This is a genomic window from Shewanella zhangzhouensis, assembly GCF_019457615.1.
Classification (GTDB): Bacteria; Pseudomonadota; Gammaproteobacteria; order Enterobacterales; family Shewanellaceae; genus Shewanella; species Shewanella zhangzhouensis.
The window spans coordinates 4,270,729-4,295,980 of the sequence record NZ_CP080414.1; the positions used below are offsets into that span (position 1 = coordinate 4,270,729).

Genomic DNA, 25,252 nt, shown 5'->3' on the forward strand with positions numbered 1-25,252 from the left:
TTTTGCCCATCATAAAAAAAAGCCCGTCGCGGGGAAACCCGGACAGGCCAAAGGGTGATAACTGAGGATTAGTGAGTGGCCGGCTCCTGGTGCCAATGACCAAACCGTGGCATCAACATGATGACCAGCAACACCAGCGCCAAGCCACCCATGGTATAACCAATGGCATAAGGTGCGGTCAGCGGTGTCAGCTGTACCAGGGCGGTGATAACAGATGCACCACTCATTTGAATAAAGCCCAGCAGCGCAGTGGCAGTACCGGCACGCTCACCGAAGGGCGCCAGCGCCATACTGGTTGCAGGACCAAGCAGCAGCGCAAAGCCCACACACAGCAGCATCATAGGCAACATAAAAGCAAAAGACGCGGCCATGGGTGATGCCCATTCAGGCAGTTGCAACACCAGCTCCAGCACGGATGCCAATATCATTAGCACCAACGCCACCAACACGGTTGGACGGTTCCCCAACTTACGGATCACCACTGGCGCTGCAAAACAGGCCACCACGTTCACCACGGCATTGAGACCGAAGAGCCCGGAAAACGCCAGTTCAGATACGCCCAGCTTACCAATCAGCCAAATGGACGAATAAGAAACATAGCAAAGGATCGCGGCCATGGCGGCCATGCAGGTCACGGCATAAAACATGAAATGGCTGTTCTTGAGCACCGGGGCGTAACGTCCCCAGCGGTACAGAGGGCCGGTGGACTCGGTATGGGCAGGACGGGTTTCCGGCAAACGGTAACCCACTACCAACAGCATCACCAACCCATAGAAGGCCATAAAGGCAAAGGTCGAACGCCAGCCAAACTGAATAGCCAACAGGCCACCGAGGGTGGGTGCCAGCGCAGGGATCACGCAGATGGCACCATTGAGGTAACTGTAGATACGGGCGCTGTCGGACGGACTGTAGCTGTCACGCACGGCGCTGAACGCCACGATGGAAGTGGAACAGGCGGCAAGCCCCTGAAGCAGGCGGGCCAGTTGCAGCAATTCAAACTCCAGGGCGGCCATGGCAAGCAGACTGCTGATTACGTAGAGCACTGTGCCGAACAGAGCCACCGGACGACGACCGTAGCGGTCGGCCAAGGGGCCAATCAATACCTGCCCCACCCCCATGGCGAACAAAAACAGCACCAGAGTCGACTGCACCTGCCGTTCATCCACGCTGAAGTCCAGCGCCATGGCAGGCATAGAAGGCAGATAGATGTCGATGGCCAGCGGGCTTAACAGCACCAGAGACATCAAAATAGGCAGCAGATTTCGTTGCATGAAAAAGTCACAGATAAGGAAATAAAAATGATAGACGAAGTTTACTCCTGCCATGGTATGAACAGAAATGGTATAAAATACTTTTAAAAATTCCCCTCTGGAATATCACATGCAACTGGACAAGCTGACACGCATCGACCTCAATCTGCTGGTGGTACTGCAGGTATTGCTGGAAGAACAAAGCGTCACCCGCGCCGCCGTGCGCCTGAATCTCAGTCAGTCGGCCCTGTCCAAGAGCCTGAGCCGACTGCGGGAAACCCTGGGCGACCCGCTGTTTTCCCGCACGGCCCACGGGCTGAAACCCACGGCCCATGCCCTGGCCCTGGCCGAGCGGCTGCCGGGGGTGTTGCAGGCGCTCAATCAGTTGGTGATGCCCCCCAGTTTCGATCCTGCCAGCAGTACCCGCACCTTCAGCTTCGCCATGGTGGAAAGTGCGTACGAGACACTGATCCCCGGCTTTATCGGCCCGCTGCTTTCCATGGCGCCGGGTCTGCGGCTCAATTCCTATGTGTGGAACGAAAAATCCATCAGCGATCTTCAACTGGGGCAGATTGACTTTGGGATAGACGGTATCGATTTGCAGCCCGAAGCCAACTTTCGTATCGACAGCCTGCCGGAAGGTATTTGCCATCAAACGCTCTACCAGGACCAACAAATTTGCCTGGTGCGCCAGGGACACCCGGCCATGGCACTGCTTGGGGAAGGGAAATGGGATCTCAACACTTACCTGGAGTTGGCCCATGTGCAGGTGCGCTGCGAAGGCAACGACTGGTGGGCGCTGGATTACTATCTGGCAACTCAGGGCAAGCAGCGGCACCTGTGCGCCACAGTGCCCGATTTTTATGGCGCCGCCAGCGTCTGTGCCAATACCGATCTGGTGTTCACCCTGCCGCAAAGCTTTGCGCGCCATGCCTCCAAGCTCTACGCACTGGAGATGCTGCCATTACCCTTTGACTTTATGCCTCTGGCCTATGTGCTCTTGTGGCACCAGCGAAATGATGGCGATCCCGGCCACAGATGGATACGCGAGCTTATCATCCAAAGCGCCCGAAAAAGCTTTGGTGAGAAGCTTAAATGGACGCAAGATTAACCATATTTCACGTGATTATGGTGCACATTTTACGCAGACTGTCAGCACGACATTCGCCCAGGAGGCATTATGATCTACAGTCAATTCCACACTCCCCCCTTGCGTGAGCGCTTCAGCGGATTCCGCGGGCTGGCCATGTTTATCGCAGGATTTGTGGTGCTGGGTCTCAGCCTGGTGATGCTGCCCTTTGTCTTATTGGCAGGCGCCGTGGCCTTTGCACTACTCAGTGTGTTTGGCCGGGTTTGGCTGGGTAAATTGCAGCGCCAGGCTCAGCAAGCCCAGGCTGCACAGCAATCCCAGAGCACCGTCGATGGGGAAGAAGCATTTGTTCGCTTTCGTGACCGAGACCTATTCCGCCCGCGCCCCCATCAGGGACGCACCTTCGAACACGATCCGACCGAGTAAGGTCAGCTACTGATATCACTGCTCCGGGGCGCTCTCACCCTGCCCCGGCATCTCCAAAAGCAGTTCTTTGGCTCTCTCCAGGGCCTTTTTTTCGTCTGCATTCACAGAAAGCTGCAACACATTTTCAATCTGGGTCGCCAGGGACTGCCACAGTGGCGTGATGATGGCGCGCTCTTGGTCATTGGCAAGCCGTGCGGCCTCGCCAAGCAAGGTTGCCGCCTCGACCACATCAATACGCCCCAGAATGCCATCGGCAAGCGCCATCGACAGTTCCAGCATGGCGGGCACATTCTGACTGAATCTGATGACTTTACGCAGGTAATCTTCGGCGAGGGTTAAATCACTGCCGAGGGTGGCCTCATCATGGAGCATATGCCGGGCACGCGCCAACATGGCGTCCAGCTGCCCTTGCTCGGCAGCCTCGGCAAGCCAGCGCTCGGCGCCAAGGGCATCAACCAGGCAGCCCTCACCCCGACTCAGCATCAGGGACACATGATACTGCGCCTGTGGGAATCCGCCCCGCGCCGCCGATTCAATATGCCTGAATGCCTCCTCGATACGCCCCTGCTGGTACCTGAGCACCCCAAGGTTGGCTTCGGCCTCGGTATGGCCGCCTTGTGTAGCCTCGGTCAGCAGAGATTCGGCCCTGGGCAGATCCACGGCCATGCCCTGTCCGGTCAGCGCAAAGTATCCCAGCAAGGCCTTGGCATCTTCCACGCCTTGCGTGGCGGCCTCGGCAATCAGGGAAATACCTTTGGCCTCATCGACCTGTCCCTGATAAGCATGCAGAAACGCCACCCCCAATTCATAGCGGGCCACCGCAAGGCTGTTTGCTGACTGGGTAAACCAATATTGCGCCTTCGCCAGCGCCGCTGACGCTGTGGGCTCATCATCCGGGCCTTGCTGCGCATCCCGGGCCAGTAACCCCTGGGTTTTAAAGGCCATCCCCAGCAGATACTGTGCCTCGGCATCATCCGCCATAACGGCCCTGTAGCAGAGTTCTCTGTTGCTGAGCTCATCGAGGGGTTCAAATTCGAAGTGGGTTGCGCCCGACAACTCGGACACCAGCTGGCAAAAATTCAGCAGCGCCTTGTTTGCCAGTGCAAGCAGTGACGCCTCATCGAGATGATATTTTTCCGGATGGGCGCCACGGTTACCGTCGGCCCTGAGCCTGTGCATGGCACGGACCTGACGCACTCCCAGCAAACGCGCCTGTGACAAGGCCTCGATGCGGTTGTAAAGATTGGGGCTGTCGAAGGTCAGGCGGCCTGCGGCCAGGATACCCGTGAGCTTGTAGAGGGCGCTGCGCAGTGTCAGCAGCGCCTGGGCGGGGACATCTTTGGCAAAGCGTCTGGCGCGGCGATATTCCTTGGCAAGGTCGTCATCGAAGGCCGCAATCATTGCGGTATCTGTCAGTCCCTTGCCAGCCATCCGCTTTGCTCCTTAAGCCTGAGTTCTGTTAACCATGTAGAGGCGGAACAGCGCCACGTTAACAAACAGAGCAATAAAGGAAAATCCTGCATCAACAATCAGTTGAAGCGGAAGCCCAACACCGGCCACCAGTTGTGACAGGGTGCCGCCCACCAGAGACAGGGGCACATACAACAGCAGCAGGGCCACGGTTTTGGACACGATGGAAGACGAAAAGCGGAAGCTGGCCTTGATGGCCTCAAGGGGCGTCAGACGTTCCACCACCACCATAAAGTTCACATAGGCCAGGCGAGCAAAAAGGTAGAGGCTGATACCCAAACCAATCAGCCACAGGGGGCCAAAGGCGGCGGCAATAATCACGGGTGCCGCGATCGCCATGCCGGAAAACACTCCCGCCAGCAGCAGCGGTGGCACAAAAGGCAAACTGGCCTTGAGCACAGCGCCAGTGGACAGTTCATGGCCTTCGCTACGCAGCTGCAAGTACAGCGTCAGGGCGGCAATCAAAACAGAGAAAATGATGAGCATCATCATCATGGCGAAAAAGTGTGGTGAGCCAAACTGCGGATTGTTGACATCAACTTTGGCAAATTCACTGCCCAGCCACAGCTGGATGCCTGTCTGCGCCAAAAGCAGCGGAATCGTCAGAGCCGCGAGTTGACCCAGGTGATTGCGAAAAAAGTTATAAGCTTCGCTCAATATAACGGACAGTGACATATGTCTTTCCAACCGATTAACGTTAAATTCAATCCAGACGACAGACTCGGCTGCCTAACCGGAAATGGACCCCTTATTTTGTGCGCCTAGAATACCCAAAAACCGCCGTGCATGCACAGGCCTTAAGCAGCTATCCACCATGATATGACGCAAATTCCGTGCATTTTTTACCGCGCTTTGTCTAGAATAGCCCCCTGACTTTGAGATGAATCACCTACAGGACGTCACTGAATGAAACGAATCACTGCCCTTTCACTGGTTTTCTCCGCCATGGCACTGTCTTCTTCCGCCAATGCAGTGGATCTGGGCTCACTGGCCTCCGACACCCTTAAGCAAGTGAGTGGCGCTACCGCCCAGCCAGCCACACCGACCACTCAGGCACAAAGCAGCGACTTGCTGGGAGACCTGATGGCCCTGGGGTTAAATCAAAACCAGGCCGAGGGTGGCATGGGCGCACTGCTTAAAATGGCGCAGGGTAGCCTGAGCGGCAGCGAGTTCTCCAGCCTGACTGATGCCATACCCGGCGCTGATCAGATGCTGTCAGCAGTCCCTGGTCTTAACAGCAACACTGGTATGTCTGGCCTGCTGTCCAAGGCCGGTGGCCTTGGCAGCTCATTGCAAGGCAGTGCCATGGTATACGATGCTTTTGAAAAACTGGGTATTTCCCGCGAGTTGGCGGCTCCCATGGTGGATGTTGCCAAAAACTATCTTCAAAGCACTGCCGGTGATGATACTGTTGGCTTACTGATGAAAGGCTTGGGAAGCCTGCTGTAACTCATAAACGTCACGGGAGGCCATGATGATTAGTGCACTGAAAAAGTTGCTGAACCAGCGTCTGGGTGACACTGGCCCCCGTTTGACGCAGTCAGAAGCGGCGGCTGCACTCTTGATTGAAGTAGTGTTGGCAGACGAAGATCTGTCCGGCAGCGAACAGCGTTTGCTGCCGGAATTCATTGCCAGGCTCACCGGGGTGAGCGTCGATGAAGCCCATGCCCTGATGACAAACGCCATCGACCGCCATCAGCAGGCAATTTCATTGTTTGAATACACAGACCTGATAAACAAGCAGTTTGATTTGGCAGAGAAGCAGGCCCTGATCCTGGCCATGTGGCAACTGGCCTTCTCCGACGGTGAATTGTGCCAATACGAAGAGCAGATCATCCGTAAAACGGCCGATCTGCTCTATCTCAAACACAGTGAGCTGATACAGCTGCGTAATCAGGCAAAGGCTGGCTAAGCCAGCTGTTTGCCCATTTCCATGCCCTGGCCATGCATTTTGGCCAGCTTCTCAGCAAGTCCCCCCAAATCCACCTTGATCCCGGCCAGAATATTAATCTGAGCCAGCCAACTGGTGCGCTCGTCATCGGGAATTTTGTCCCAGTCGGCGGCAATTTGCTTCGCCATGGCCAACATACCGGCGAGTTTGGAGTAGGGTTCGGCAGATTTGGGATGATTCTGAAACTGAATGCCCTTCACCAGGGCAGGCGTAAACTTCCAATTCTGGGCCAGCAGAGCCCCGATTTCGGCATTGTCGTAACCCAAAATCTCTTTTTCCATCAGATTTCGATCAGCACCTTCGGCAACGGCGGCTGAGATGGTAGCCGCCACGGCCGGATCGCCATTGACTATCAACAACTCTCCGATGGAATGCAAAATACCGCAGGTAAAGGCCTCTTCGGGCAGGGTTCCCAGACGTTTTGCCAGCTCCTGACAGATAATGGCCACTTCAAAGGTATTGCCCCAAAAATCGGCCAGGTCGAAGCCTTCCACCTTGGGAACCGCGCCGACCACAGCCGACGCAATGACCAAGGTCCTCAGGGTCTGCATGCCCAGGCGCACGACGGCATCATCAATGGTACCCACCTCCCGTGAACACCCGAAACGGGCAGAGTTGGCAAGCCGGAGCACCCGCGCGCTGAGCACTGGGTCATGGGACAGTTTCTCGGAGACGGCTTTAACGGTGGAATCTTCGTTATTCACTATATCCAAGAGTTCGGCTATGGCTTTGGGAAGCCTTGGTAATTCATCAACTTTTTGAAGCAGTGCGGCTGAATGCATGGGACGTTCTCCTCTGGGTAACAGATAAACTATAGTCCAGAAGAAGCAGCCGCCAGCCGGGTTCAGGGTTTAGTAAACTTAAGTACGAATCGGTCGCTATGACCCCGTATTCTTTTATCAAATACTGAGATATCCAGCGGATCGGCCTTGTTGGCCAATGCATCCAGCTCTCCATCGAACCTGAAACCTGCCTCGGTCATTGTTGCTATTACCAGAGCGGGATCCATACGGTGCAGCTGCTCTGCCACATCGGCTCCACTGCCGGGTTTTGCCCTGTGATCAATAATCGCAACCTGGCCGCCGGACTTAAGCGATTTTTGCATCAGGGCCACCAGCTTATCCAGGTCGATAGCTGGCCAGTCCTTGGTGCTGTAGAGCGCATCATGAAATCCCAGCACGAAAAAAATCCTGTCAAAACTCTGGTCGACAAAGTGCAGGTCGTTGGCTTCCGCCAGCAGGGTTTCCACATTGGGCAGGCGGGCAGCGTAGTCCCTTTGCTTGAGTTCATCTCCGGCGAATGGCAGGTAAGCCTGATTGTTGTGGGCCACCACCCGACCATCTCTTCCAACAGCGCGGGCAAGCAGCTCGGTGTAATATCCACCACCGGAAAAGAGGTCCAGCACCTTTTGTCCGGGTGTCACCTCAAAGTAACTCAGGATAAGATCCGGCTTTCGCTGGATATCCCGTCCCCGGTCGGCTTCAGGCCGGGCTTGATCGGCCATGGCATCGCGAATATGCGGACCGATTTCGCGGGCATCGGCCATGGCGGTGGTGCAAAGGCTCAAGGCCAGTAAACTCCATACAGTGACAGCTTTCATATTTTCCCCCAAAAGTGACTTGCACCACCATTTTGGTAAATAAAAGGTTTTTTATCTGTTTATTATTTGTAAATATTTGCTTTTATTGAGGAAAAGTGTAAGAAAATGTTTGCCGGTTAAATTTCGAACTGCTAGCTATATCAGTGAAAGCCAATACAACACAGGAAGGTGGATATGGGTAAATCGCTGATGCAAAAAGGTACGCTGGGCATGTTGGGCGCCTTGGTCACCCTGGGGCTGTTCGTCTTTATGGCCTATCTGGTAAAACAGCCGCCGTTAGAGTACCAGGAACCAACGGCAACACCGGAGCTTCAGGTGACTATGCCGGACAGAGAAGAACTCAGGCCAGTTCGGAACACTACGCCTCCACCCAAGCCAGAGCCAATAAAACCGGTGGAAATCGCCACAACCGGGGAAAGCTCAGGAACAGGAGTGCCCATCGACTCCCCCACCATAGAACTGCCACCCGTATCCCAAGGCGGCTCAAACTTCGGTAACTCAGATTATGATGCCGTACCCGTTGTGCAAATCCAGCCCAACTACCCCATCAGCGCCGCCCAAAACGGCAAAGAAGGCTTTGTGGTAGTGGGTTTTGACATCGCTGCCGATGGCAGCACCACCAATGTGCGGGTGCTGGACGCCAACCCCAAACGAACCTTCGATGCTGCTGCCCGTGATGCGGTGAAGCGTTGGAAGTACAAACCCAAAATGGTCGATGGCAAACCCGTTGGTGTGAGTAACCAGCAAATTCGCCTCGATTTCAGTCTGGATCAGCGGATTTAACAGGCGCCACCCGCTTTACGCTGTAAATGCCCCTTCTGCCACCACAGCAGGGGCAACACCATCATCAGCAAAAGTACCGCGTAAGCCATACGCTCACCGAGTGACACCCCAAGCGCCAGGCAAAACCCCAGCCCCAACAGGATCCAGAGCCGCGAAGAAGCACCGAGTAAACGCCAGGCTGCCAACATGGACAGGGCATAGATAATCACAAACACCCCGTTACTCCAGGCGATCAGCTGTTCCAAATCCTGCTCAAACACAAACACCAGCGTCAGCACCAACGCCATGGCGCCCAAAATAGCGGTTTGCGCACGAACGGGGACACCGTGGTCATTCAGGCGCTGGAAGTAACGGGGCATGATGCCCTCGCGGCTGAAGCTCCACAGCAAACGTGCAGCACTGCCGGCATAAACGTTTACGGTGGCAAGGCCCGCTGACACGCCCAGAATGCCGATTACCTGCGCACCTCCGCCCCCAAGCAGGGTGTCGAATACCCCCATCATGGCGACGCCCGTGCCGGATGGCACCAGCCACAACAAACTGGTGCAACCCAGATAAATCAGTCCCACCAGCACAGTGCCAAGCATCATTGCGGGGATCATGTCTTTTTCCGGCTCACGAAAATCGTGGGCCAGGTGAGTCATGGCCTCGACCCCCAGAAAGCTCCAGAAGGCGATACCCGCAGCCAGCATCATGGGGCCGGTCTGCCAGGCTGATTCAAAATCCGGCAATTCGACGGCTTGATGCTGTACACCCAGGCCCATAAAGAGCGCGAGCACCACGGCTACTATTCCCAGAGTCAGTGCAAATTGCGCCTTGGCGGACACCTGCAAGCCTTTTAAATTGGCGAACCACAGGAGACCTATGACCAAAAGCTGCGCCAATAGCAACTCAACACCCGCCAATGGCAACAGAGCAGTGACAAACTGAAATGTCATCAAAATGGCGGCGGGAGCGCCCATGGGGATCACCAGCAAAAAGATAAGCCCAATGCTCCGCCCCAGGGTGCGGCCAAAGGCTTTTTCCACAAAGAAGGCCGGGCCGGCAGCATGGGGAAACCGGCTTGCCAAACGGCCAAACACCAAAGTCACGGGGATAATGGCCAGGGTGAGCAGTGCCCAGGCCCAAAGCGCGCTGGTACCGGCTTTTGCCAGTGTCATCTGCGGTAAGATAAACACCCCTGTGCCCAATAAAGTGGTGGCCATGAGTCCGGCGCCTTGCCAGCGACCGATCGTTCCTTTGATATGTTCCATCTGTTAGATTATTGCTGTGGAAAGTTAGGCAAAGTATAGCTGTGAGCAGCGCCACATTCTGCCGCCCTTTTCCCGCACAAGGTGAACTTACGCCGTCATTTTGGCGGTTATTAAAGATAATTCCGACATTTCGTCGGCAAACTCAAGTTATCGAGGAGTTTCAGGTTGGACAAGTTTGACCAGGCCATTATTCAGGCATTGCGCCAGGATGCCAGAAGAAGCATTTCAACCATTGCCGACGAAGTGAATCTGTCCCGCAGTGCAGTCTCCGAACGTATTAAAAAACTCGAGCAATCGGGAGTGATCCGCGGCTATCAAGTACTCCTGTCTGAATCGCAAAAAGAAGGTGTGTCGGCCTACTTTGAAATTCAGCATAAGTGCCCCCGCTGCGCCGATGTGGTGCACGTGTTCCATGCCATTCCTGAAGTGCTCACCTGCCATGGGATCTCAGGTGATATGGATCTGCTGGTGTATGTCCATGCCCCTTCCATGCGCCGCCTGCACGAAATCCGCGAATATATCGACACCCACACCGAAATTGTCAAAATCAAAACCCATGTGGTGATGAGTGAGTGGATTAATAATCTCGCGCCCTGAGACCAGGCACAGACCCAACGCATGTGAATGTGGCTATCAGCGAGTTACTGAGTGCTTGGGTTATTAAGCCAACGGGACTTCCCGCGCACTCTGGCTAATAGCGCCGATGAAATCGCCCTGTTGTGATGGGCAGGTGTTCAATCCAATCTGGTTGTTAAGCCAAATCGACGGATGTCGGGACAATTAGCGAGACCTCAGGAAGGTGCGAACAAGTCGTCGCACAGCTCTGGCTTTGATAGCAGCGACAGTTCAAGGCATTCAACTGAGGGCATGGCTGGGCGCCCCCGCCGTCCTGCTGAAGTTGAATAACGCCGAAATGGTGTTGCTATCAAAGCCCCGCAGGGCGTGGCTTACAGCGGTATCTGCTGCGTTACAGTTCTTGCGAAGGACTAGGGCCATTCGCTGCAAACTGTGCCTTGCATCTATCCACTTTAAGCTCACGCAGAGCAAGCACGGGACTTATTCGCACCTTCCCTAATCTAAGTCTGACAAAATTAGCCTGTTAACCAGCAAGGTTAGGGGTACACTAAGGTCATTGTTATCCAATCCCTTTTCACCATGGATCACTTGCATTCGAGTACTGCCGAACTCAATTTGTTGTGGGGCTCTTTGATTCTGGAGGAGCTCACCCGCCACGGTGTAATGCACCTGTGTATGGCGCCGGGCTCCCGTTCAACGCCACTGACTCTGGCTGCCGCCGCCCAGGATAAGCTGACCCGACATCTGCATTTTGATGAACGGGGGCTGGGTTTCCTCGCGCTCGGACTGGCAAAAGCCAGCAAAGCGCCCGTCGCCATCATCACCACCTCGGGCACCGCCGTGGCCAACCTGTATCCGGCCATTGTGGAAGCATCCCTGACCCACGTGCCGCTGATTATTCTCTCCGGCGACAGACCCTGGGAACTGATTGGCTGCGGCGCCAATCAGGCCATTGAACAGCCCGGTATTTTTGGCGGTTATGCCCGCCAGCTCAATCTGCCGACTCCCGACCTGCGAATTGGCCCGGAAGTGCTGCTCAGTGCCCTCGATGAACAATTGGCAAATCTCGACCGGCCGCTGCATATCAATTGCATGTACCCCGAACCTTTGTATCCTTCAGAGCGCAGGTTCGAGCAATTCGACAGTTATTTAAGTCGTCTTGGCCAGTGGCAGGATACCCAGGCGCCGTATCTGTCGGTGGCCAATGCCAGCTTCAGCGCCTTCCCCCCCCGGGATGCCATGATGCGCTTTGTCCATGGCAAAGGGGTGATAGTGGCGGGCACGCTGACCGAAGCCGAAGCACCGATTGAACTCATCACACTATCGCAAAAGCTGGGTTGGCCACTGCTGACCGATGCTCAAAGCCAGCTGCGTCAGCATCCGGGCGCCATAGGCCATATCGATCAGCTGCTGCTGAATCCCAAGGCCCGTGCCCTGTTGGATCAGGCCGAACGGGTGCTGGTCTTTGGCGGTAGGCTTCTGTCGAAACGCCTTATCAGTTATCTGGCCGAAAAAGACTGGCACAGTTACTGGCAGGTATTGCCCCATCAGGAAAGGCTCGACCCCAGCCACAGCAACAAGCAACTTTGGCTCGGCCGGGCTGGTGATGCTTGCGCCCTCGAATGGCCGCGCTCGTCGGAGGCCAACTGGGCGGCGCAGCTTATCGCTTTAAATCAGTCGGTTGAGCAGGATTTTATCCACCATATCGATGGTGGCGAATTCGGTGAGGCGCAGGTTATTCGCGCTATCGCCGCCAGCCATACCGCCGAGCAGCAACTCTTTATCGGTAACAGCCTGCCGGTGCGCCTCTATGACATGTTTGCGCCCATTGGCTGCTGCGCCGCATCTACCTATACCAACAGGGGCGCTTCCGGCATCGATGGTCTTATCGCCACCGCCTGCGGTGTAGCCCGTCATAGAGGACGACCCACCACCCTGATTCTCGGGGATTTATCGGCGCTGCACGATTTGAACTCTCTGGCGCTCGCCCGGGATTGCCAATCGCCGCTGGTAATAGTTGTGCTCAATAACGATGGCGGCAATATCTTCAACTTGCTGCCAGTCCCCACAGAAGAGCTTCGCAGCGATTTCTATCGCCTCAGCCATGGGCTGGAGTTTGGCTACGGCGCCGCCATGTTTGGCCTGCCCTACGACCGGGCCGAAGATATGGAGGCCTTTATCGATGCCTATCAGGCGGCTCTGGAACATCCGGGCGCCTCTGTGATTGAAGTGACTGTGGCTCAGGATCAGGCAAGTAATCAGATAAGGAGAATGGCAGAGTGGATACGCAGCCGCTGAAGCCCTGCCTGCTGTTATTACATGGTTTTTTAGGCAGCGGCAGCGATTGGGACACATTGGCTTCCGAACTCGGGCCCCATTTTCGACTGCTGACACCCGACTTACCCGGGCACGGCTCAGCCCCGTTTGAAGTGCAGTTCGACGAGAAGGCCGAACATCAGCTTGATGGCAACTGCAGCAGCCCGTTTGACAAGGTCTGCCTCGACCTGCTCCACTGGCTTGCCGAGCAGAATGTAACTGAGTTTCACCTGCTCGGTTATTCCCTCGGTGGCCGCCTGGCGCTGCATATGGCACGTCTGGCCCCAAAAAGTCTGCTGAGCCTTAACCTTGAGTCCTGTCATCCGGGCCTTGAGAGCAACATTGCCAGGGCCGAGCGGCTTGCCGCCGATAGCCTCTGGGCCAAACGACTGGCAATTGAACCCCTGCCCGTGTTTCTCGATGCCTGGTATCGTCAGGGCGTATTTGCCCATCTCGATGACACCGCCCGCCATGCTCTGGTGGCAAAGCGCTGTGCCCAGCATCAAGACAAACACCGCCAGGCCCTGTTGCAGATGTATCTGGCCACCTCACTGGCAAATCAACAGGACCTCAGAGCGGTGCCAGCCAACTTGCCCTGCCCGGTGAATCTGTATGTAGGCGAGCAAGACCAGAAATTTACCGCCCTCGCCAACCAGTGGCAGCAGCAACAAGCGGATATTCGATTGTTTACAATTGAAGGCGCCGGTCACAATTGCCATGCCGAGCAGCCCGGCCGCTTTGCACACTGCCTGCTTCAGGGCATATTCCATCACTCCAGCGCGGGTCAATCGCATGTCTGAACCTTCTTTTGCCCTTTATCCCTATCGCATCGCCCTCAGCCGCCCACTGCCCGTGGGTAAGCAGCGCATCATGCATCGCGTGGGTTTGGTGTTAGAGGCCCGCATCGGCGAGCGGCGAGTGTTCGCCGAGATTGCGCCCTTAAGCGGCACGGATATGGATGGCGCCCCCATCATTGGTTTCAGCGCCGAGTCCATTGACGACTGCATTAATACGTTAAAAAGCGGCTTGGCTGGCATAACATCATCAGACGAAGCTGATTGGGTGGTCGAGCTTGAAGCCATGGCCGAGTCGGTTTCTGAAGCGTCGGTAGCCTGGGGGCTTGGTATACTCGCTGCCCAACTTAGCGAGCAGTTGTCCGATGACATAGCCCACCCAATGCCCTGTATTCCGCTCATTTACCTTGCCCAGGACGAGCCGCTGGAGGCTGTTCGAAAACGCGTTAAAGCGCTGCCGGCACATACCCGATTCGTGAAGGTGAAGGTGGGCCAAACCTCCATGGAGACCGAGCTTAAACTCATCCATTCGATTCTTGCAGAACGACCACAGCTGAAGCTGCGTCTCGACGCCAATCAGGGCTTTGAACTGGACGATGCCATTGATTTTTGTGCATGTCTGCCCAGGGCGGCCATCGACTATATCGAAGAGCCCTGTCGCAATCCGGCTGACAATCCCGCACTCTTTCGGACCGTTGGCATCGGCTATGCCCTGGATGAGTCTCTTGCCCTGTCAGACTTTCACTTCCCGGAAGATCCCCAGTCACAGGGACTCAGGGCATTGGTGTTAAAGCCCATGCTGCTCGGCTCGCCCGCCCGGGTACAGGCGTTGATTGATGAAGCCCATTCGCGGGGCATTCGCTGCGTTATCAGCTCGGCACTGGAGTCATCTCTGGGCATAGCCGCGCTGGCGGCCTTTGCCAAACAGGTCACCCCGGACGAAGCGCCAGGGCTCGATACCCTGTTTCCCTTTGAAGCCGACTGCATCGTCTCACACGGGCAAAAACGTTGTCTCACGCCAGAAGCCCCAGGCCCTGTGCTTGGCTGTGAACTCGGAGCCTCGCTGCTATGAGCCCTCAGCGTTCAATCAGCCCACAGCGTTCAGTCAACCCTCAACTGTCCATCTCGCCCCTGCAGCAAGCAGCGGCCACCTGGCCCGACGCCCATGCACTGATAACGCCGGAATACACCTTGTCTTTCGAGGTGACGGCCAGGCAGGTGCGTGAGGTCGCTCAGCAGCTTAAGTCGCAAGATATAACGCGCCTCGGGGTGATTGGGCCCAACAGTGTCGAGCAGATAATCCTCTACTGGGCCTGCGCCGAAGCGGGGGCACTTTTTTGCCCCCTGTCATGGCGGTTTCCAGAATCTCAGCTTGAAGGCCTGATACGTCGTTTTGCCCTTGATGCCCTGCACGCCCCGGCGCTTGAAAGCCTTTGCCCGGCATTGCCCCGTATCCACCTTGAGGACACGACCAGCGGGATGGCCGCAAGCACCGAGGCACCTCCTGTCGCCGCAACCCTAGATTTGTCGCAGCCGGTTAATCTGGTGCTGAGTTCAGGCTCCACGGGCGAGCCCAAGGCGGCGGTGCATGCTCTGGCCAATCACATTGCCAGCGCCGAGGGTGCCCGAGGCCTTATTCCGCTGTCGCCGGGCGATCGCTGGCTGCTGTCACTGCCGCTGTTTCATATCGGTGGTATTGCCATTCTCAATCGCTGCGCCCTCGCAGGTGCTGCGGTAGTGTTGCCACAGCAGCAAGCATCGACAATACAACTGTCGGTAGCCCAGGCCATGTCAGCACTGTCACCCACCCATGTCTCTTTGGTGGCGGCGCAGCTCACTGCCCTGCTTGAGGACTCGCCAGATTCACTTAAGTCGGTCAAGGCATTGTTGCTGGGGGGCGGCGCTATCGGCGGCGCTTTGCTTTCACGACTGGAGGCGCTGGGGCTCTGTGCCTTTACCAGTTACGGCATGACAGAAATGAGCTCACAAATCACCACAGGTCCGGCCAATAGCCAGGGCGCAAGCGGTACCCTGTTGCCGGGACGGGAGCTCAGAATCCATCAGGGGGAAATTCAGGTGCGGGGCGAGACTCTGTTCCTGGGATATCTTGAGGATAATGGTCTCAGGTTACCGCTCACCGATGAGGGCTGGTTTGCCACCCGAGATTGCGGCCATCTGGACGAAGCCGGCAGGCTTTTTGTGTCGGGACGACTCGATAACATGTTTATCTGCGGCGGCGAAAACCTGCACCCGGAAGAAATTGAAGCGGCGCTGTGCCAGCATCCACAGGTGCTGGAGGCCATCGTTTATCCCAAAGCCGATAACACTTTTGGCCTGCTACCCCATGCGCTGCTGCGTTGTCGCAATGCTATGCCGACCCAAGCGGAATTGGATGACTTTCTTGCAAGCCGTATCGCCCGCTTTAAACGGCCTCGCAGTTATCAAGCCTGGCCCGAGATGGCAACCAGTGGCCTGAAAACCAACCGCAAGTCGGTGGTGGCCGCAGTGCTGTGCGCCAATGAGCCACAGTGAGGCTCAGGGCACCAAAATCAGTGGATGCCTGACGGATCACCAAAAACAAAAAACCGGCCATTGGGCCGGTTTTCGTTTTTGGAAGCTTATCAGGCTTCCATGCGCGCCTTGAGTTTATTCATGGCATTCTTTTCAAGCTGACGAATACGCTCTGCAGACACCTGATACTGCTCGGCCAGCTCCTGAAGGGTGACCTTATCGTCATCCAACCAGCGGGCACGCAGAATGTGCTGGCTGCGCTCATCGAGGGTCTTGATGGCGGCAATCAAACGATTCTGGGCATTGGATTCCCAGTTGTCGTTTTCAATGTTGGCGGCCAAGTCGGAAGAATGATCTTCCAGATAGTGCACCGGGGCAAAGCCTTCATCGTCGTCGTGATCGTTCACCAAATCGAAGGCTTGATCCTGAGCCGCCATACGCGACTCCATCTCGGTCACATCGTCTTTGGACACACCCAGGTTTTCTGCCACCATGGCCACTTCGTCGTCCGAGAACCAGCCCAGACGCTGTTTGGCTTTACGCAGATTAAAGAACAGCTTGCGCTGTGCCTTGGTGGTGGCCACTTTAACAATGCGCCAGTTTTTCAGCACATATTCGTGAATTTCTGCCTTGATCCAGTGCACGGCGAAAGACACCAAACGCACACCCACATCGGGGTCAAAACGTTTAACGGCCTTCATCAGGCCTATGTTGCCTTCCTGGATCAGGTCTGCCTGTGGCAGGCCATAGCCTGAGTAGCTCTTGGCCACATGAACCACAAAGCGCAGGTGGGACATAATCAGCTGCTTTGCTGCCTGCAGGTCACCGGTTTCCTGCAAACGCTTGGCGAGCTGATACTCCTGCTCCGCCTCCAGCATGGGCATGCTGTTGACCGAGTGAATATAAGCTTCAAGACTACTGGCTCCCTGGGGGACCATCAGCGCCATTGATTGCGTTTGTCCAGTCATTGGTACTCCTGATTACTTCTCACATTTGCCCGTAGCTGACGCCGGATGGCGGCCAAACCGGGCTGATGAACTATCGGCCATCTGACATGTCATGTCAAGCAAGCATCCGGCATACCGGGTTCGCGTGCTGGGCACAGGTCGTTATTTTGGCTCTGCAGGTTGGACATCACAAGTGAACATTCGTTCATTTATCAGCCAATGCACCCGCTGACTCAGGATGGTTCTATTGCCCTAAGATGCTGACGCACTGATAAATATGAGCCAAGCCAGCCGAGGAATGAGGCCAAAAATACCAGCTGCACCAATTCGGTGAAGCTTAAGGAAGCCATTTCGATATCGCTGCCGTAGAGCCCGAGCAACTCGGCAATGGCACCATCGAGATACCACACCAACAGATTGATGATGATCCAGGCCAGCATGCCGCCAATCACCCCATACCAGATGCCGGTGTACAAAAATGGCCGTTGAATAAAAGCCTCGGTGGCCCCGACCAGCTTCATCACCTCGATTTCGTTGCGCCGGTTCATAATCGCCAGCCGAATGGTGTTGCCTATGATGAGCACCACGGCCACCACCAGGAGCGCGGCGATGGCAAGCACAGTGCGCTCAAGCAAACGCACCACGGCCTGCAGCCGTTCCAGCCATTCGATGTCGAGGCGGCCAAAGCTGACACCCTGCTCGCGCTCAAGCTTGGTCAACAGCTCACGGGCGCCTATGGGGCTTGAGTATTTCTCGGTGGGCAATACAGTCACCACGGCGGGCAGTGGATTGGACTCGAGATACGACAGAGCCTCGCCAAAGCCGGAGAGACGCTGAAACTCCGCCAGGGCTTGGTCCCGGTTAATGTAGTGCACCTCGGCCACTTCCGGGTACACCTTGATACGGGAGATAAGACTTTGAATCGCCTGCTCGTTCTTGCCTTCTTCAATAAACAGCGAGATTTCGGCGGCGTTGTTCCAGGACTGGGTAATGGTATCAGCGTTTTTTACCAGCACCTGCAGCGCGGCAGGCAAACTCAGGCTAACCCCCAGCACCGCCATGGTCATCAGCGACGATACCGGATTACGCCACAGCTCACCGATACTGGCCATGCCCTGCTGAATGTGACGGATGAAAAACATCACGATTTGCCCACTGATGGGCAGCTTGCTGCGGGTCAGTTCGCCATGTTCGCGCATCTTGGCTCCTTATACACCCGGACGCAGAGGCTCGCCGATTTCGCGCGCCCCCAACATACGGCCCTGACGCAGGGTCAGGGTGCGGTATTTCATCCGGGCTATCAGCCCCAGATCGTGGGTGGCAATCAGCACGCTGGTGCCTGCATCGTTGAAGGTTTCGAATAATCGCAAGATGTCCATGGACAGCTTGGGGTCCAGGTTGCCGGTGGGCTCGTCGGCCAGCAGCAGGGCCGGCTTGTTAACTATGGCGCGGGCGATGCCGACCCGCTGCTGTTCACCGCCGGAGAGCATGATGGGGTTATGGCGCTCTTTGCCATACAGGCCCACCATATCCAGCGCAGCGGCGACCCGTTTTTTGATTTCACCGTGGCTGAAGCCTTCTATCACCAGTGGCAGCGCCACATTGTCGAATACGCTTCTGTCCATCAACAGATGGTGATTCTGGAAAATCATGCCTATTTCACGGCGCAGGTAAGGTACATGACGGCGGCTGATATCGGCGATATCGTGGCCGTTGATAAACACCTTACCGGCACTGGCACGTTCGATAACCGTAATGAGTTTGAGCAGGGTGCTCTTTCCCGCCCCCGAATGGCCGGTGAGAAACGCCATCTCGCCACGGCGCAGATGGAAATTCACATCGGACAGGGCCTTCTGACCACCGGGGTAGACCTTGCTGACCTGCTCAAATCGAATCATGGGTTATCCGTTTTCTCCTGACTGAACAGGGCATCGATAAAGTCGCGGGCGTTAAATACCCGCAGATCGTCAATCTGTTCGCCAACACCTATGTAACGGATAGGAATACCAAATTTATCGGCAATGGCAAAGATAACTCCGCCCTTGGCAGTACCATCGAGCTTGGTAATGGAGATACCCGTTACACCCACGGCTTCCTGGAACAGCTTGGCCTGGCTGATGGCATTCTGGCCCGTGCTGGCATCCAGGGTCAGCATGACTTCGTGAGGTGCGCTCTCGTCGAGCTTCTTCATTACCCGCACGACTTTTTTCAGCTCTTCCATCAGGTGGTTTTTGTTCTGCAGACGACCGGCGGTGTCGCAAATCAGCACATCCACACCCTTGGCCTTGGCCGATTGCAGCGCATCAAACAGCACAGAGGCACTGTCGGCACCGGTATGCTGCGCCACCACGGGGATATTGTTGCGCTGGCCCCACACCTGAAGCTGCTCAACGGCGGCGGCGCGGAAGGTATCGCCGGCGGCCAGCATTACGCTCTTGCCCTGGCTCTGGTACTGCTTGGCAAGCTTGCCGATGGTAGTGGTTTTACCCACACCGTTTACACCCACCATCAGGATCACATAGGGGCCCTGCGCATTTTCCGGCACCAGAGGCACACTGACCGGCTCCAGGGTGCGCTGCATTTCTTCACGGAGCAGTTCGTACAGGGCCTCGGCGTCTTTCAGCTGTCTGCGGCTGGCGTGCTCGGTCAGGCTCTTGATAAGCCTTGAGGTGGTTTCTACACCCACGTCGGCAATCAGCAGCTGCTCTTCCAGCTCTTCAAACAGCTCATCATCAATTTTCTTACCGCGGAACAGGCCGATAAAGCCACTGCCTATGTTCTCGCTGGTGCGCATCAGGCCACGCTTCAGACGGGCGAAGAAGCCCTCTTTCACCGGCTTGGCCTGAGGCTCTGGCTGAACCTCTTCTGCCTGCTCAGTTTGAACCGCTGTGGCTTCGGCTGCGGCCTGCTCAGCAGCAATGCGCTCCTGCTCGGCTTGTTCGGCGGCGATGCGCTCGGCTTCCAGCTGCTCAGCGGCAACACGGGCCACTTCCTGACGTTCTGCTTCCAAGCGGGCAGCCTCAGCTGCGGCCTGCTCGGCAGCGATGCGCTCGGCTTCCAGCTGCTCGGCTGCAACACGGGCCACTTCCTGACGTTCCGCTTCCAGGCGGGCAGCCTCGGCTGCGGCCTGCTCGGCGGCAATACGTTCCTGCTCGGCTTGTTCGGCGGCGATGCGCTCGGCTTCCAGCTGCTCGGCGGCAACACGGGCCACTTCCTGACGTTCTGCTTCCAGGCGGGCAGCCTCGGCTGCGGCCTGCTCGGCAGCAATGCGTTCCTGCTCGGCTTGTTCGGCAGCGATGCGCTCGGCTTCCAGCTGCTCAGCGGCAACACGGGCCACTTCCTGACGTTCTGCTTCCAGGCGGGCAGCTTCGGCTGCGGCCTGCTCGGCAACAATGCGCTCCTGCTCGGCTTGTTCGGCGGCGATGCGCTCGGCTTCTAAACGCTCGGCTTCTATACGCTCAGCCTTAGCCTGTTCGGCCTCGGCGCTTGCTGCCTGATTCTGTTCGACGATCGCGTGTTCTGCTTCGGCCTGTTTTGCGGCCGCATCATCCTTGTCCCGGCGGAACCAGGAGAAAAAACCTTTCTTTGACATCTTTGGTACCGGTCTGTGTTGGCACTGGGCCGTTTTCGAAGCCAAGGCTTCATCGGTCATTCCGTGCCGTCTGGGAAGGTATCCCTGAGGATACGCTTTACGTTAAAATGACGACCTTTTACGGGGTGGCCTAGTCTACCACTTTCTTTCTTCGGGCAAAATGACGGGAAATCAATGAGCAGAAATCGTTCATCGGCCGGGCGCGGACCAGGCACCAAACCGAGCGGAGCCATGGGTTCGGGCCAGGTTCGGATCATTGGCGGCCAGTGGCGTTCACGTAAGCTGCCCATCAAAGATTTGGAGGGACTGCGCCCCACCACTGACAGAGTGCGCGAAACCCTGTTCAACTGGATTGCGGCCGACCTGCCCCATGCACGGGTGTTGGATTGCTTTGGGGGCAGTGGCGCTCTGGCGCTGGAAGCCCTGTCCCGTTATGCCAGCTTTGCCAAGGTGTTTGAACTGCAGCGGGACGCTGCCAATCAGCTGAAAACCAACCTGCAAACCTTGAAGTGCGACTGCGCCGAGGTGGTCAATGGCGATACCCTGGCGTTACTGGCCGCTGGCACCACTGAAGGTTTCGATATCGTCTTTATCGACCCACCCTTTCGCAAAGGTTTGGCAGATGCAACCCTGCATGCCCTCAGGGACCATGGCTGGCTGAAAGAGGATGCCTTGGTGTATCTCGAAACCGAGAGTGAACTCGCGGCCATGCCGCTGCCATCTGGCTTTACAGAGCTTAAACACAAGACAGCTGGCCAGGTCTGCTACCGCTTATTGCAATTCAACCAGGGAGAGCAAGCATAATGAAGTGGCTGATCATGTTTGGAAAACTCGCAACCCTCGGTGCCTGGGTGATGATGGGCTATAACCTGTTTGCCCCGTTCGAAGGCAACATAGGCACCCTGCTCAAAATTTTACTGGGGGTCACTGTGGTGATGCACAGCTTCCAGTTGGGGGTGTTTCATCTGCTGTTCAAGAAGCTCCTGCCACTCAAGAGCCGCGATTATCTGCAGGTGTTTGCCTTTGGGGTATTTGCACTGCTGGAGTACCGCGCCAGAGCTTTGACCAAGTTTGAAGCAGAGGCCCGCAAGGCTTAAAGCCGCCCAACAAAAAAGCCCCGTAATCGGGGCTTTTTGCTATCGGGTTATTCTTATCGAATGAGCCACTATCGCAAGTGCTGTTATCAGCTCTTTGGATAAGGGTGGGCAACACCCTTGTGGCAATCGATACAGGTCTTGCGACTTTCAGGATCTTTCTTGAAGTTGTTGGTGTGCATACGCACGGCCATCTTGCTCATGTTCTCAGACTGATTTTCGTAAATACGATTGTGACAGTTCTGACAGGTAGATGAGTCGATGGAACGCAGATAGTCACGGGCCAGGTCCGCTTGCTCTTTACGGTTCGCTTCCAGCCATTCCTGAGTGTTGAAACCATCGATGGTCAGGAAACCGATAACGTCCTTGGATACGATGATTTTCTTCTTCAGATAAGCGAAAGGTTCCTGAGCAATGTGGCACTGCTGACACTGCACAACAATACCGTTTTTATTGTTGCCGTGAGCCGAAGCCAACACTTCGTCTTTCAGGGAATGGTTGCTGTGACAGCTCATACAGAACTGGTCTGTACTGGTCATATGCAAGGTAGTTTGAGTCGCAAAGTAGCCCACCACGCCAACCACAACACCTACCAACAACAGGGCAAATATTGAGTATTTCGCGCTGGGTTTGAATAGTGCACGCCAGTTCATCACTCTATCTCCTAAATTTTTAGGGTTATTTTTTTAGTAGCCCCATAGTAGGGTAATTTTGGTTGAAGAAATTTGATGCTAACCGGGATTTTTTAGCGAATAGCCAAATTTTGTGTGGGATTGAGATCCAGCGCAAACTTTGCCAGTTCGATAACGTCCTCCCTGATGTTTCAACATTAAAACCTAAAGTAAAGGCTTGAGGCTTGCAAGCCGTACTGCGTCCGTTTTGTAGAGAAGCCCTTTGATTATTCATTAAAAGTTTATCTCCACCCCCGAATGGGAACTTTTGTCTGACGAACCCGGTCTGATAAAACACACAGAAACTGAGCCTCTGCCGCGCAAGTTTCACGGCTCTGTCACGCCCCATTGCTGGCTCTCATGTCAACAGCGCACTGACAGCTGCGGGTTTGTGAGTAAAATCAATATCCAATTAATTGCACTGTGCTAATATCGACGCTGTTCATGGTCCGAGGTCTTTATGTCGCTGATGCTGCGTAAACCATTGCTGGTGATAATTACCCTGCTTGCCCTTGTGGGACAGGCACTGGTGGGTAATGGTCATGCCATGGTGATGCAACCCGACATGGCCATGACCATGGATAGCGCCGTAATGGCTCAGCAAACTGACATGGCCGACTCAACCCATGACTGTTGTGACAGCCAGGACATGACTATGCTTCCCGACCACAGCATGTCTTCCTGTTGCGATGGCAACGGGTTTTGCACCGGTGATTGCGGTCATTGTCTGACCATTTCTGTTAGTCTGAGCCTGCCCATTGGCAATGTCTGGCCATTTTCCTATGGTCCGGAAGAAGCCATGGCGCTGCCCTTGCCTCATTTCCACTCCATTGCGCCCACTGCCGCCTTCAAGCCCCCCAGGGCCTGAACGCACACCGCAAAAATACGCAATTAATTCAGCTTCTTTGAATGTAAGGTCGTTGCAGCTATTCTCGCTGAGCTGCTGACCCGAGTGGAGTATCTCTATGAAAACACTGATTGGCCTGTTTTTGGCCGCCCTTTTATCTGTCACTCTGTCCGTTGGCGCCCAGGCAACGCCTGCCCATGAGCATCACGCCCATCAGGCAACCGCCGCCGAAGCAAGCCATGCCTGCCCCATGCATCCCGAGGTTACCGGTAAAGCCGGTGACAGCTGCCCCAAGTGCGGCATGGATTTGGAAGCAAAGCATACCCACGCCTGCCCTATGCATCCCAAGGTAACCGGTGCTGCCGGTGATTCCTGCCCAGACTGTGGCATGGATCTCGAGCCGGTTGCAGCCCAGGGTGAGCACTGCGCCAACTGTCCGAAAAAAGCCATGAACCATCAGCATCACTGACAGGCCAAGGGTGGAAATGAGGTTTACTATGAACACGAAAAAGCAAAAAAGCGCCCTATTGCTGATAGGCGCCAGTCTGGCCTTTGGTCCCGGCATGCCTGCCATGGTGTTGGCTGAAAGCCCACAGCAGTCTCCCGCATCTGAGGCCACAGAGGCCGCCGTTTATCACTGCCCCATGCATCCCGAGGTAGAAAGCCACGAGCCGGGCCGCTGTCCAAAGTGCAAGATGTTTCTGGTACCCGGTGCAGATATTTCTGCCCAGTCCGGCGAACCTTTGGCTGCAGCGCACAAAACTTATATCTGCCCCATGCATCCAGAAGTGGAAAGCCATGAGCCAGGCCGCTGTCCCAAGTGCAAAATGTTCCTGGTTGAAAAAGAAGAGGAAGAAGAGTCCGAGCCTCAGCCAGAGCATAAGGCGACAGAAGATCACAGCGCCCATCAGGCCGCGCCACAGGATATTTTCGCCAAGCCTGCGGCCAGCCCAATCGACGGAGGCAAGGTCAAATATGTTTGCCCCATGCACGCTCATATCATCAGCGACGAGCCCGGCACTTGCCCCATCTGCGGCATGGACCTCGAGAAGGTAGAACTCGGCGGTGGCCAGGAGGTTCAGGTCGATGTATCCGGTGGTATGCAGCAGGCACTGGCCCTCAGGGTTGCCAAGGCCGAACGCCAAACCCTGTGGAAATTTGTCGATACCGTTGGCCAAATCGAGTACGACGAGCGCCAAATTCACCATGTGCACGCCCGCCTGAACGGTTGGATTGAAACCCTCAAGGTCAATGCCGTTGGTGACAAAGTCAGGAAAGGGCAGTTGCTCTACGAAATCTATTCGCCGGATCTGGTTAACGCCCAGGATGACTATCTGCTTGCGGTGGATACCTTTAAAAAGTCAGGGGATTCGGGTCGTTACAAAGAACTGCTGCGTAAAGCCAGCTTGCGACTGGAACTGCTCGGCATGAATGAGGCGCAAATCAAAGAGCTCGCCAAAACCCAAACGACCCAATACCGGGTGCCCTTTTATGCCCGCCAGGATGGGGTGATCACCACCCTGAATACCCGTGAGGGCATGTATATTCAACCCATGACCGAAGTGCTGGCCCTGACGGACATCAGTAAGGTATGGGTGATTGCCGACGTATTCGAAAACGAGCAGAGCTGGCTCAAGGTAGGTCAGACTGCTGAAGTGGCGGTACCTGCCATGGGGCTAAGCGGCATCGAAGGCACCATAGATTACATTTACCCCGAACTTGACCCTGTAACCCGCAGCCTGCGGGTGCGGGTAGTGCTGGATAATCCAGACCAACAGCTGCGCCCCAATACCCTTGCCAAGGTCAAGCTTTACGGTGGGCCCAAACGGGATGTGTTGACCATTCCCCAGGAGGCGTTGATTCAAACCGGCAAGGAAAACCGGGTAATAGTCCGCACCGCCGATGCCAGCTTTGTCGCCCGCCAGATCACTGTCGGCATGTATTCCCAGGGCAAGGTTGAGGTGCTGTCCGGTCTGAGTGACGGTGAAGAAGTCGTCACCTCCGGGCAGTTTTTGCTGGACTCCGAAGCCAGTCTCAAGGGCAGTCTGATGCGCCTTGGCAGCGCCCATCAGCACTAAGGA

26 protein-coding genes are annotated in these 25,252 nt (G+C 55.8%); 15 read left to right on the forward strand and 11 right to left on the reverse strand.

Annotation, left to right across the window (positions count from 1 at the left end; translation table 11 throughout):
- Positions 1-68: 68 nt before the first annotated feature.
- Positions 69-1,271, reverse strand: coding sequence for a multidrug effflux MFS transporter (locus tag K0H63_RS18845; RefSeq protein WP_220066011.1), 1,203 nt, complete (start codon positions 1,269-1,271; stop codon positions 69-71).
- 109 nt (positions 1,272-1,380) lie between these two features.
- Here K0H63_RS18845 and K0H63_RS18850 point away from each other — a divergent pair, with 109 nt between their 5' ends.
- Together K0H63_RS18850 and K0H63_RS18855 are read left to right on the forward strand one after the other, a co-directional pair.
- Positions 1,381-2,361: a LysR family transcriptional regulator gene (locus tag K0H63_RS18850; protein ID WP_220066012.1), complete on the forward strand. Its 981-nt coding sequence runs from the start codon at positions 1,381-1,383 to the stop codon at positions 2,359-2,361.
- 69 nt (positions 2,362-2,430) lie between these two features.
- Positions 2,431-2,766, forward strand: coding sequence for a hypothetical protein (locus K0H63_RS18855; RefSeq protein WP_220066013.1), 336 nt, complete (start codon positions 2,431-2,433; stop codon positions 2,764-2,766).
- Between the two features lie 15 nt (positions 2,767-2,781).
- Here the strand turns inward: K0H63_RS18855 and K0H63_RS18860 are convergent, their stop codons facing one another.
- Together K0H63_RS18860 and K0H63_RS18865 are read right to left on the reverse strand one after the other, a co-directional pair.
- On the reverse strand, positions 2,782-4,197 hold the full coding sequence (locus tag K0H63_RS18860) for a DUF4145 domain-containing protein (protein ID WP_220066014.1): 1,416 nt from the start codon (positions 4,195-4,197) through the stop codon (positions 2,782-2,784).
- Between the two features lie 12 nt (positions 4,198-4,209).
- On the reverse strand, positions 4,210-4,911 hold the full coding sequence (locus tag K0H63_RS18865; RefSeq protein WP_011761559.1) for a hypothetical protein: 702 nt from the start codon (positions 4,909-4,911) through the stop codon (positions 4,210-4,212).
- Positions 4,912-5,142: 231 nt separating this feature from the next.
- Between K0H63_RS18865 and K0H63_RS18870 the strand changes: the two genes are divergently transcribed.
- The gene (locus tag K0H63_RS18870; protein ID WP_220066015.1) at positions 5,143-5,685 is read left to right on the forward strand and encodes a DUF2780 domain-containing protein; all 543 of its coding nucleotides are present in this window, start codon (positions 5,143-5,145) and stop codon (positions 5,683-5,685) included.
- Positions 5,686-5,710: 25 nt separating this feature from the next.
- Positions 5,711-6,148, forward strand: coding sequence for a tellurite resistance TerB family protein (locus tag K0H63_RS18875; protein ID WP_220066016.1), 438 nt, complete (start codon positions 5,711-5,713; stop codon positions 6,146-6,148).
- Here K0H63_RS18875 and K0H63_RS18880 read toward each other — a convergent pair.
- Both K0H63_RS18880 and K0H63_RS18885 read right to left on the reverse strand, forming a co-directional pair.
- Positions 6,145-6,969: an HDOD domain-containing protein gene (locus K0H63_RS18880; protein WP_220066017.1), complete on the reverse strand. Its 825-nt coding sequence runs from the start codon at positions 6,967-6,969 to the stop codon at positions 6,145-6,147. The genes K0H63_RS18875 and K0H63_RS18880 overlap by 4 nt on opposite strands.
- Before the next feature lie 62 nt (positions 6,970-7,031).
- Positions 7,032-7,787, reverse strand: coding sequence for a class I SAM-dependent methyltransferase (locus tag K0H63_RS18885; protein WP_220066018.1), 756 nt, complete (start codon positions 7,785-7,787; stop codon positions 7,032-7,034).
- 174 nt (positions 7,788-7,961) lie between these two features.
- Between K0H63_RS18885 and K0H63_RS18890 the strand changes: the two genes are divergently transcribed.
- Positions 7,962-8,570: an energy transducer TonB gene (locus K0H63_RS18890; protein ID WP_220066019.1), complete on the forward strand. Its 609-nt coding sequence runs from the start codon at positions 7,962-7,964 to the stop codon at positions 8,568-8,570.
- Here K0H63_RS18890 and yjeH read toward each other — a convergent pair.
- Complete coding sequence (yjeH, locus tag K0H63_RS18895) at positions 8,567-9,823, reverse strand: L-methionine/branched-chain amino acid transporter (protein ID WP_220066020.1); 1,257 nt, start codon at positions 9,821-9,823, stop codon at positions 8,567-8,569. The genes K0H63_RS18890 and yjeH overlap by 4 nt on opposite strands.
- Positions 9,824-9,988: 165 nt before the next feature.
- Between yjeH and K0H63_RS18900 the strand changes: the two genes are divergently transcribed.
- The 5 genes from K0H63_RS18900 (at position 9,989) to menE (ending at position 16,041) form a co-directional block, all read left to right on the forward strand.
- Complete coding sequence (locus K0H63_RS18900) at positions 9,989-10,420, forward strand: Lrp/AsnC family transcriptional regulator (RefSeq protein WP_203325344.1); 432 nt, start codon at positions 9,989-9,991, stop codon at positions 10,418-10,420.
- Positions 10,421-10,978: 558 nt separating this feature from the next.
- Positions 10,979-12,697, forward strand: a complete 1,719-nt coding sequence (gene menD, locus K0H63_RS18905; RefSeq protein WP_220066021.1) for a 2-succinyl-5-enolpyruvyl-6-hydroxy-3-cyclohexene-1-carboxylic-acid synthase — start codon at positions 10,979-10,981, stop codon at positions 12,695-12,697.
- Positions 12,679-13,515 (forward strand): 2-succinyl-6-hydroxy-2,4-cyclohexadiene-1-carboxylate synthase, encoded by an 837-nt coding sequence (gene menH, locus K0H63_RS18910; RefSeq protein WP_220066022.1) that lies wholly within the window; start codon positions 12,679-12,681, stop codon positions 13,513-13,515. The genes menD and menH overlap by 19 nt, the downstream gene beginning before the upstream one ends.
- A complete protein-coding gene (menC, locus tag K0H63_RS18915) occupies positions 13,508-14,581 on the forward strand; it encodes an o-succinylbenzoate synthase (protein ID WP_220066023.1) in 1,074 nt (357 codons plus the stop codon). Before menH ends, menC begins: the two co-directional genes overlap by 8 nt.
- Complete coding sequence (gene menE / locus K0H63_RS18920) at positions 14,578-16,041, forward strand: o-succinylbenzoate--CoA ligase (protein ID WP_220066024.1); 1,464 nt, start codon at positions 14,578-14,580, stop codon at positions 16,039-16,041. The genes menC and menE overlap by 4 nt, the downstream gene beginning before the upstream one ends.
- A gap of 89 nt (positions 16,042-16,130) precedes the next feature.
- On the opposite strand, the gene rpoH is transcribed toward menE, so the two are convergent.
- From rpoH to ftsY, 4 genes are all read right to left on the reverse strand, one after another.
- Positions 16,131-16,988, reverse strand: coding sequence for an RNA polymerase sigma factor RpoH (gene rpoH, locus K0H63_RS18925; protein WP_011761571.1), 858 nt, complete (start codon positions 16,986-16,988; stop codon positions 16,131-16,133).
- Positions 16,989-17,200: 212 nt separating this feature from the next.
- Complete coding sequence (ftsX, locus tag K0H63_RS18930; protein WP_220066025.1) at positions 17,201-18,166, reverse strand: permease-like cell division protein FtsX; 966 nt, start codon at positions 18,164-18,166, stop codon at positions 17,201-17,203.
- Positions 18,167-18,175: 9 nt separating this feature from the next.
- Positions 18,176-18,865: a cell division ATP-binding protein FtsE gene (ftsE, locus tag K0H63_RS18935; RefSeq protein WP_203325351.1), complete on the reverse strand. Its 690-nt coding sequence runs from the start codon at positions 18,863-18,865 to the stop codon at positions 18,176-18,178.
- Positions 18,862-20,559, reverse strand: a complete 1,698-nt coding sequence (gene ftsY / locus K0H63_RS18940; protein ID WP_220066026.1) for a signal recognition particle-docking protein FtsY — start codon at positions 20,557-20,559, stop codon at positions 18,862-18,864. Before ftsY ends, ftsE begins: the two co-directional genes overlap by 4 nt.
- Positions 20,560-20,733: 174 nt before the next feature.
- On the opposite strand from ftsY, the gene rsmD reads away from it, so the two are divergent.
- Both rsmD and K0H63_RS18950 read left to right on the forward strand, forming a co-directional pair.
- Positions 20,734-21,363, forward strand: a complete 630-nt coding sequence (gene rsmD, locus K0H63_RS18945) for a 16S rRNA (guanine(966)-N(2))-methyltransferase RsmD (RefSeq protein ID WP_258405616.1) — start codon at positions 20,734-20,736, stop codon at positions 21,361-21,363.
- Positions 21,363-21,656: a DUF1145 domain-containing protein gene (locus tag K0H63_RS18950; RefSeq protein WP_220066027.1), complete on the forward strand. Its 294-nt coding sequence runs from the start codon at positions 21,363-21,365 to the stop codon at positions 21,654-21,656. Before rsmD ends, K0H63_RS18950 begins: the two co-directional genes overlap by 1 nt.
- 86 nt (positions 21,657-21,742) lie before the next feature.
- On the opposite strand, the gene K0H63_RS18955 is transcribed toward K0H63_RS18950, so the two are convergent.
- Entirely contained in the window at positions 21,743-22,306 is a 564-nt protein-coding gene (locus tag K0H63_RS18955) for a NapC/NirT family cytochrome c (RefSeq protein ID WP_220066028.1), read from the reverse strand.
- Between the two features lie 478 nt (positions 22,307-22,784).
- Here K0H63_RS18955 and K0H63_RS18960 point away from each other — a divergent pair, with 478 nt between their 5' ends.
- From K0H63_RS18960 to K0H63_RS18970, 3 genes are all read left to right on the forward strand, one after another.
- The gene (locus K0H63_RS18960; RefSeq protein WP_220066029.1) at positions 22,785-23,192 is read left to right on the forward strand and encodes a hypothetical protein; all 408 of its coding nucleotides are present in this window, start codon (positions 22,785-22,787) and stop codon (positions 23,190-23,192) included.
- A 97-nt stretch (positions 23,193-23,289) separates the two neighbouring features.
- Positions 23,290-23,640 (forward strand): heavy metal-binding domain-containing protein, encoded by a 351-nt coding sequence (locus K0H63_RS18965; RefSeq protein ID WP_220066030.1) that lies wholly within the window; start codon positions 23,290-23,292, stop codon positions 23,638-23,640.
- A gap of 28 nt (positions 23,641-23,668) precedes the next feature.
- Complete coding sequence (locus tag K0H63_RS18970; protein ID WP_220066031.1) at positions 23,669-25,249, forward strand: efflux RND transporter periplasmic adaptor subunit; 1,581 nt, start codon at positions 23,669-23,671, stop codon at positions 25,247-25,249.
- The last annotated feature ends 3 nt before the right edge of the window (positions 25,250-25,252 follow it).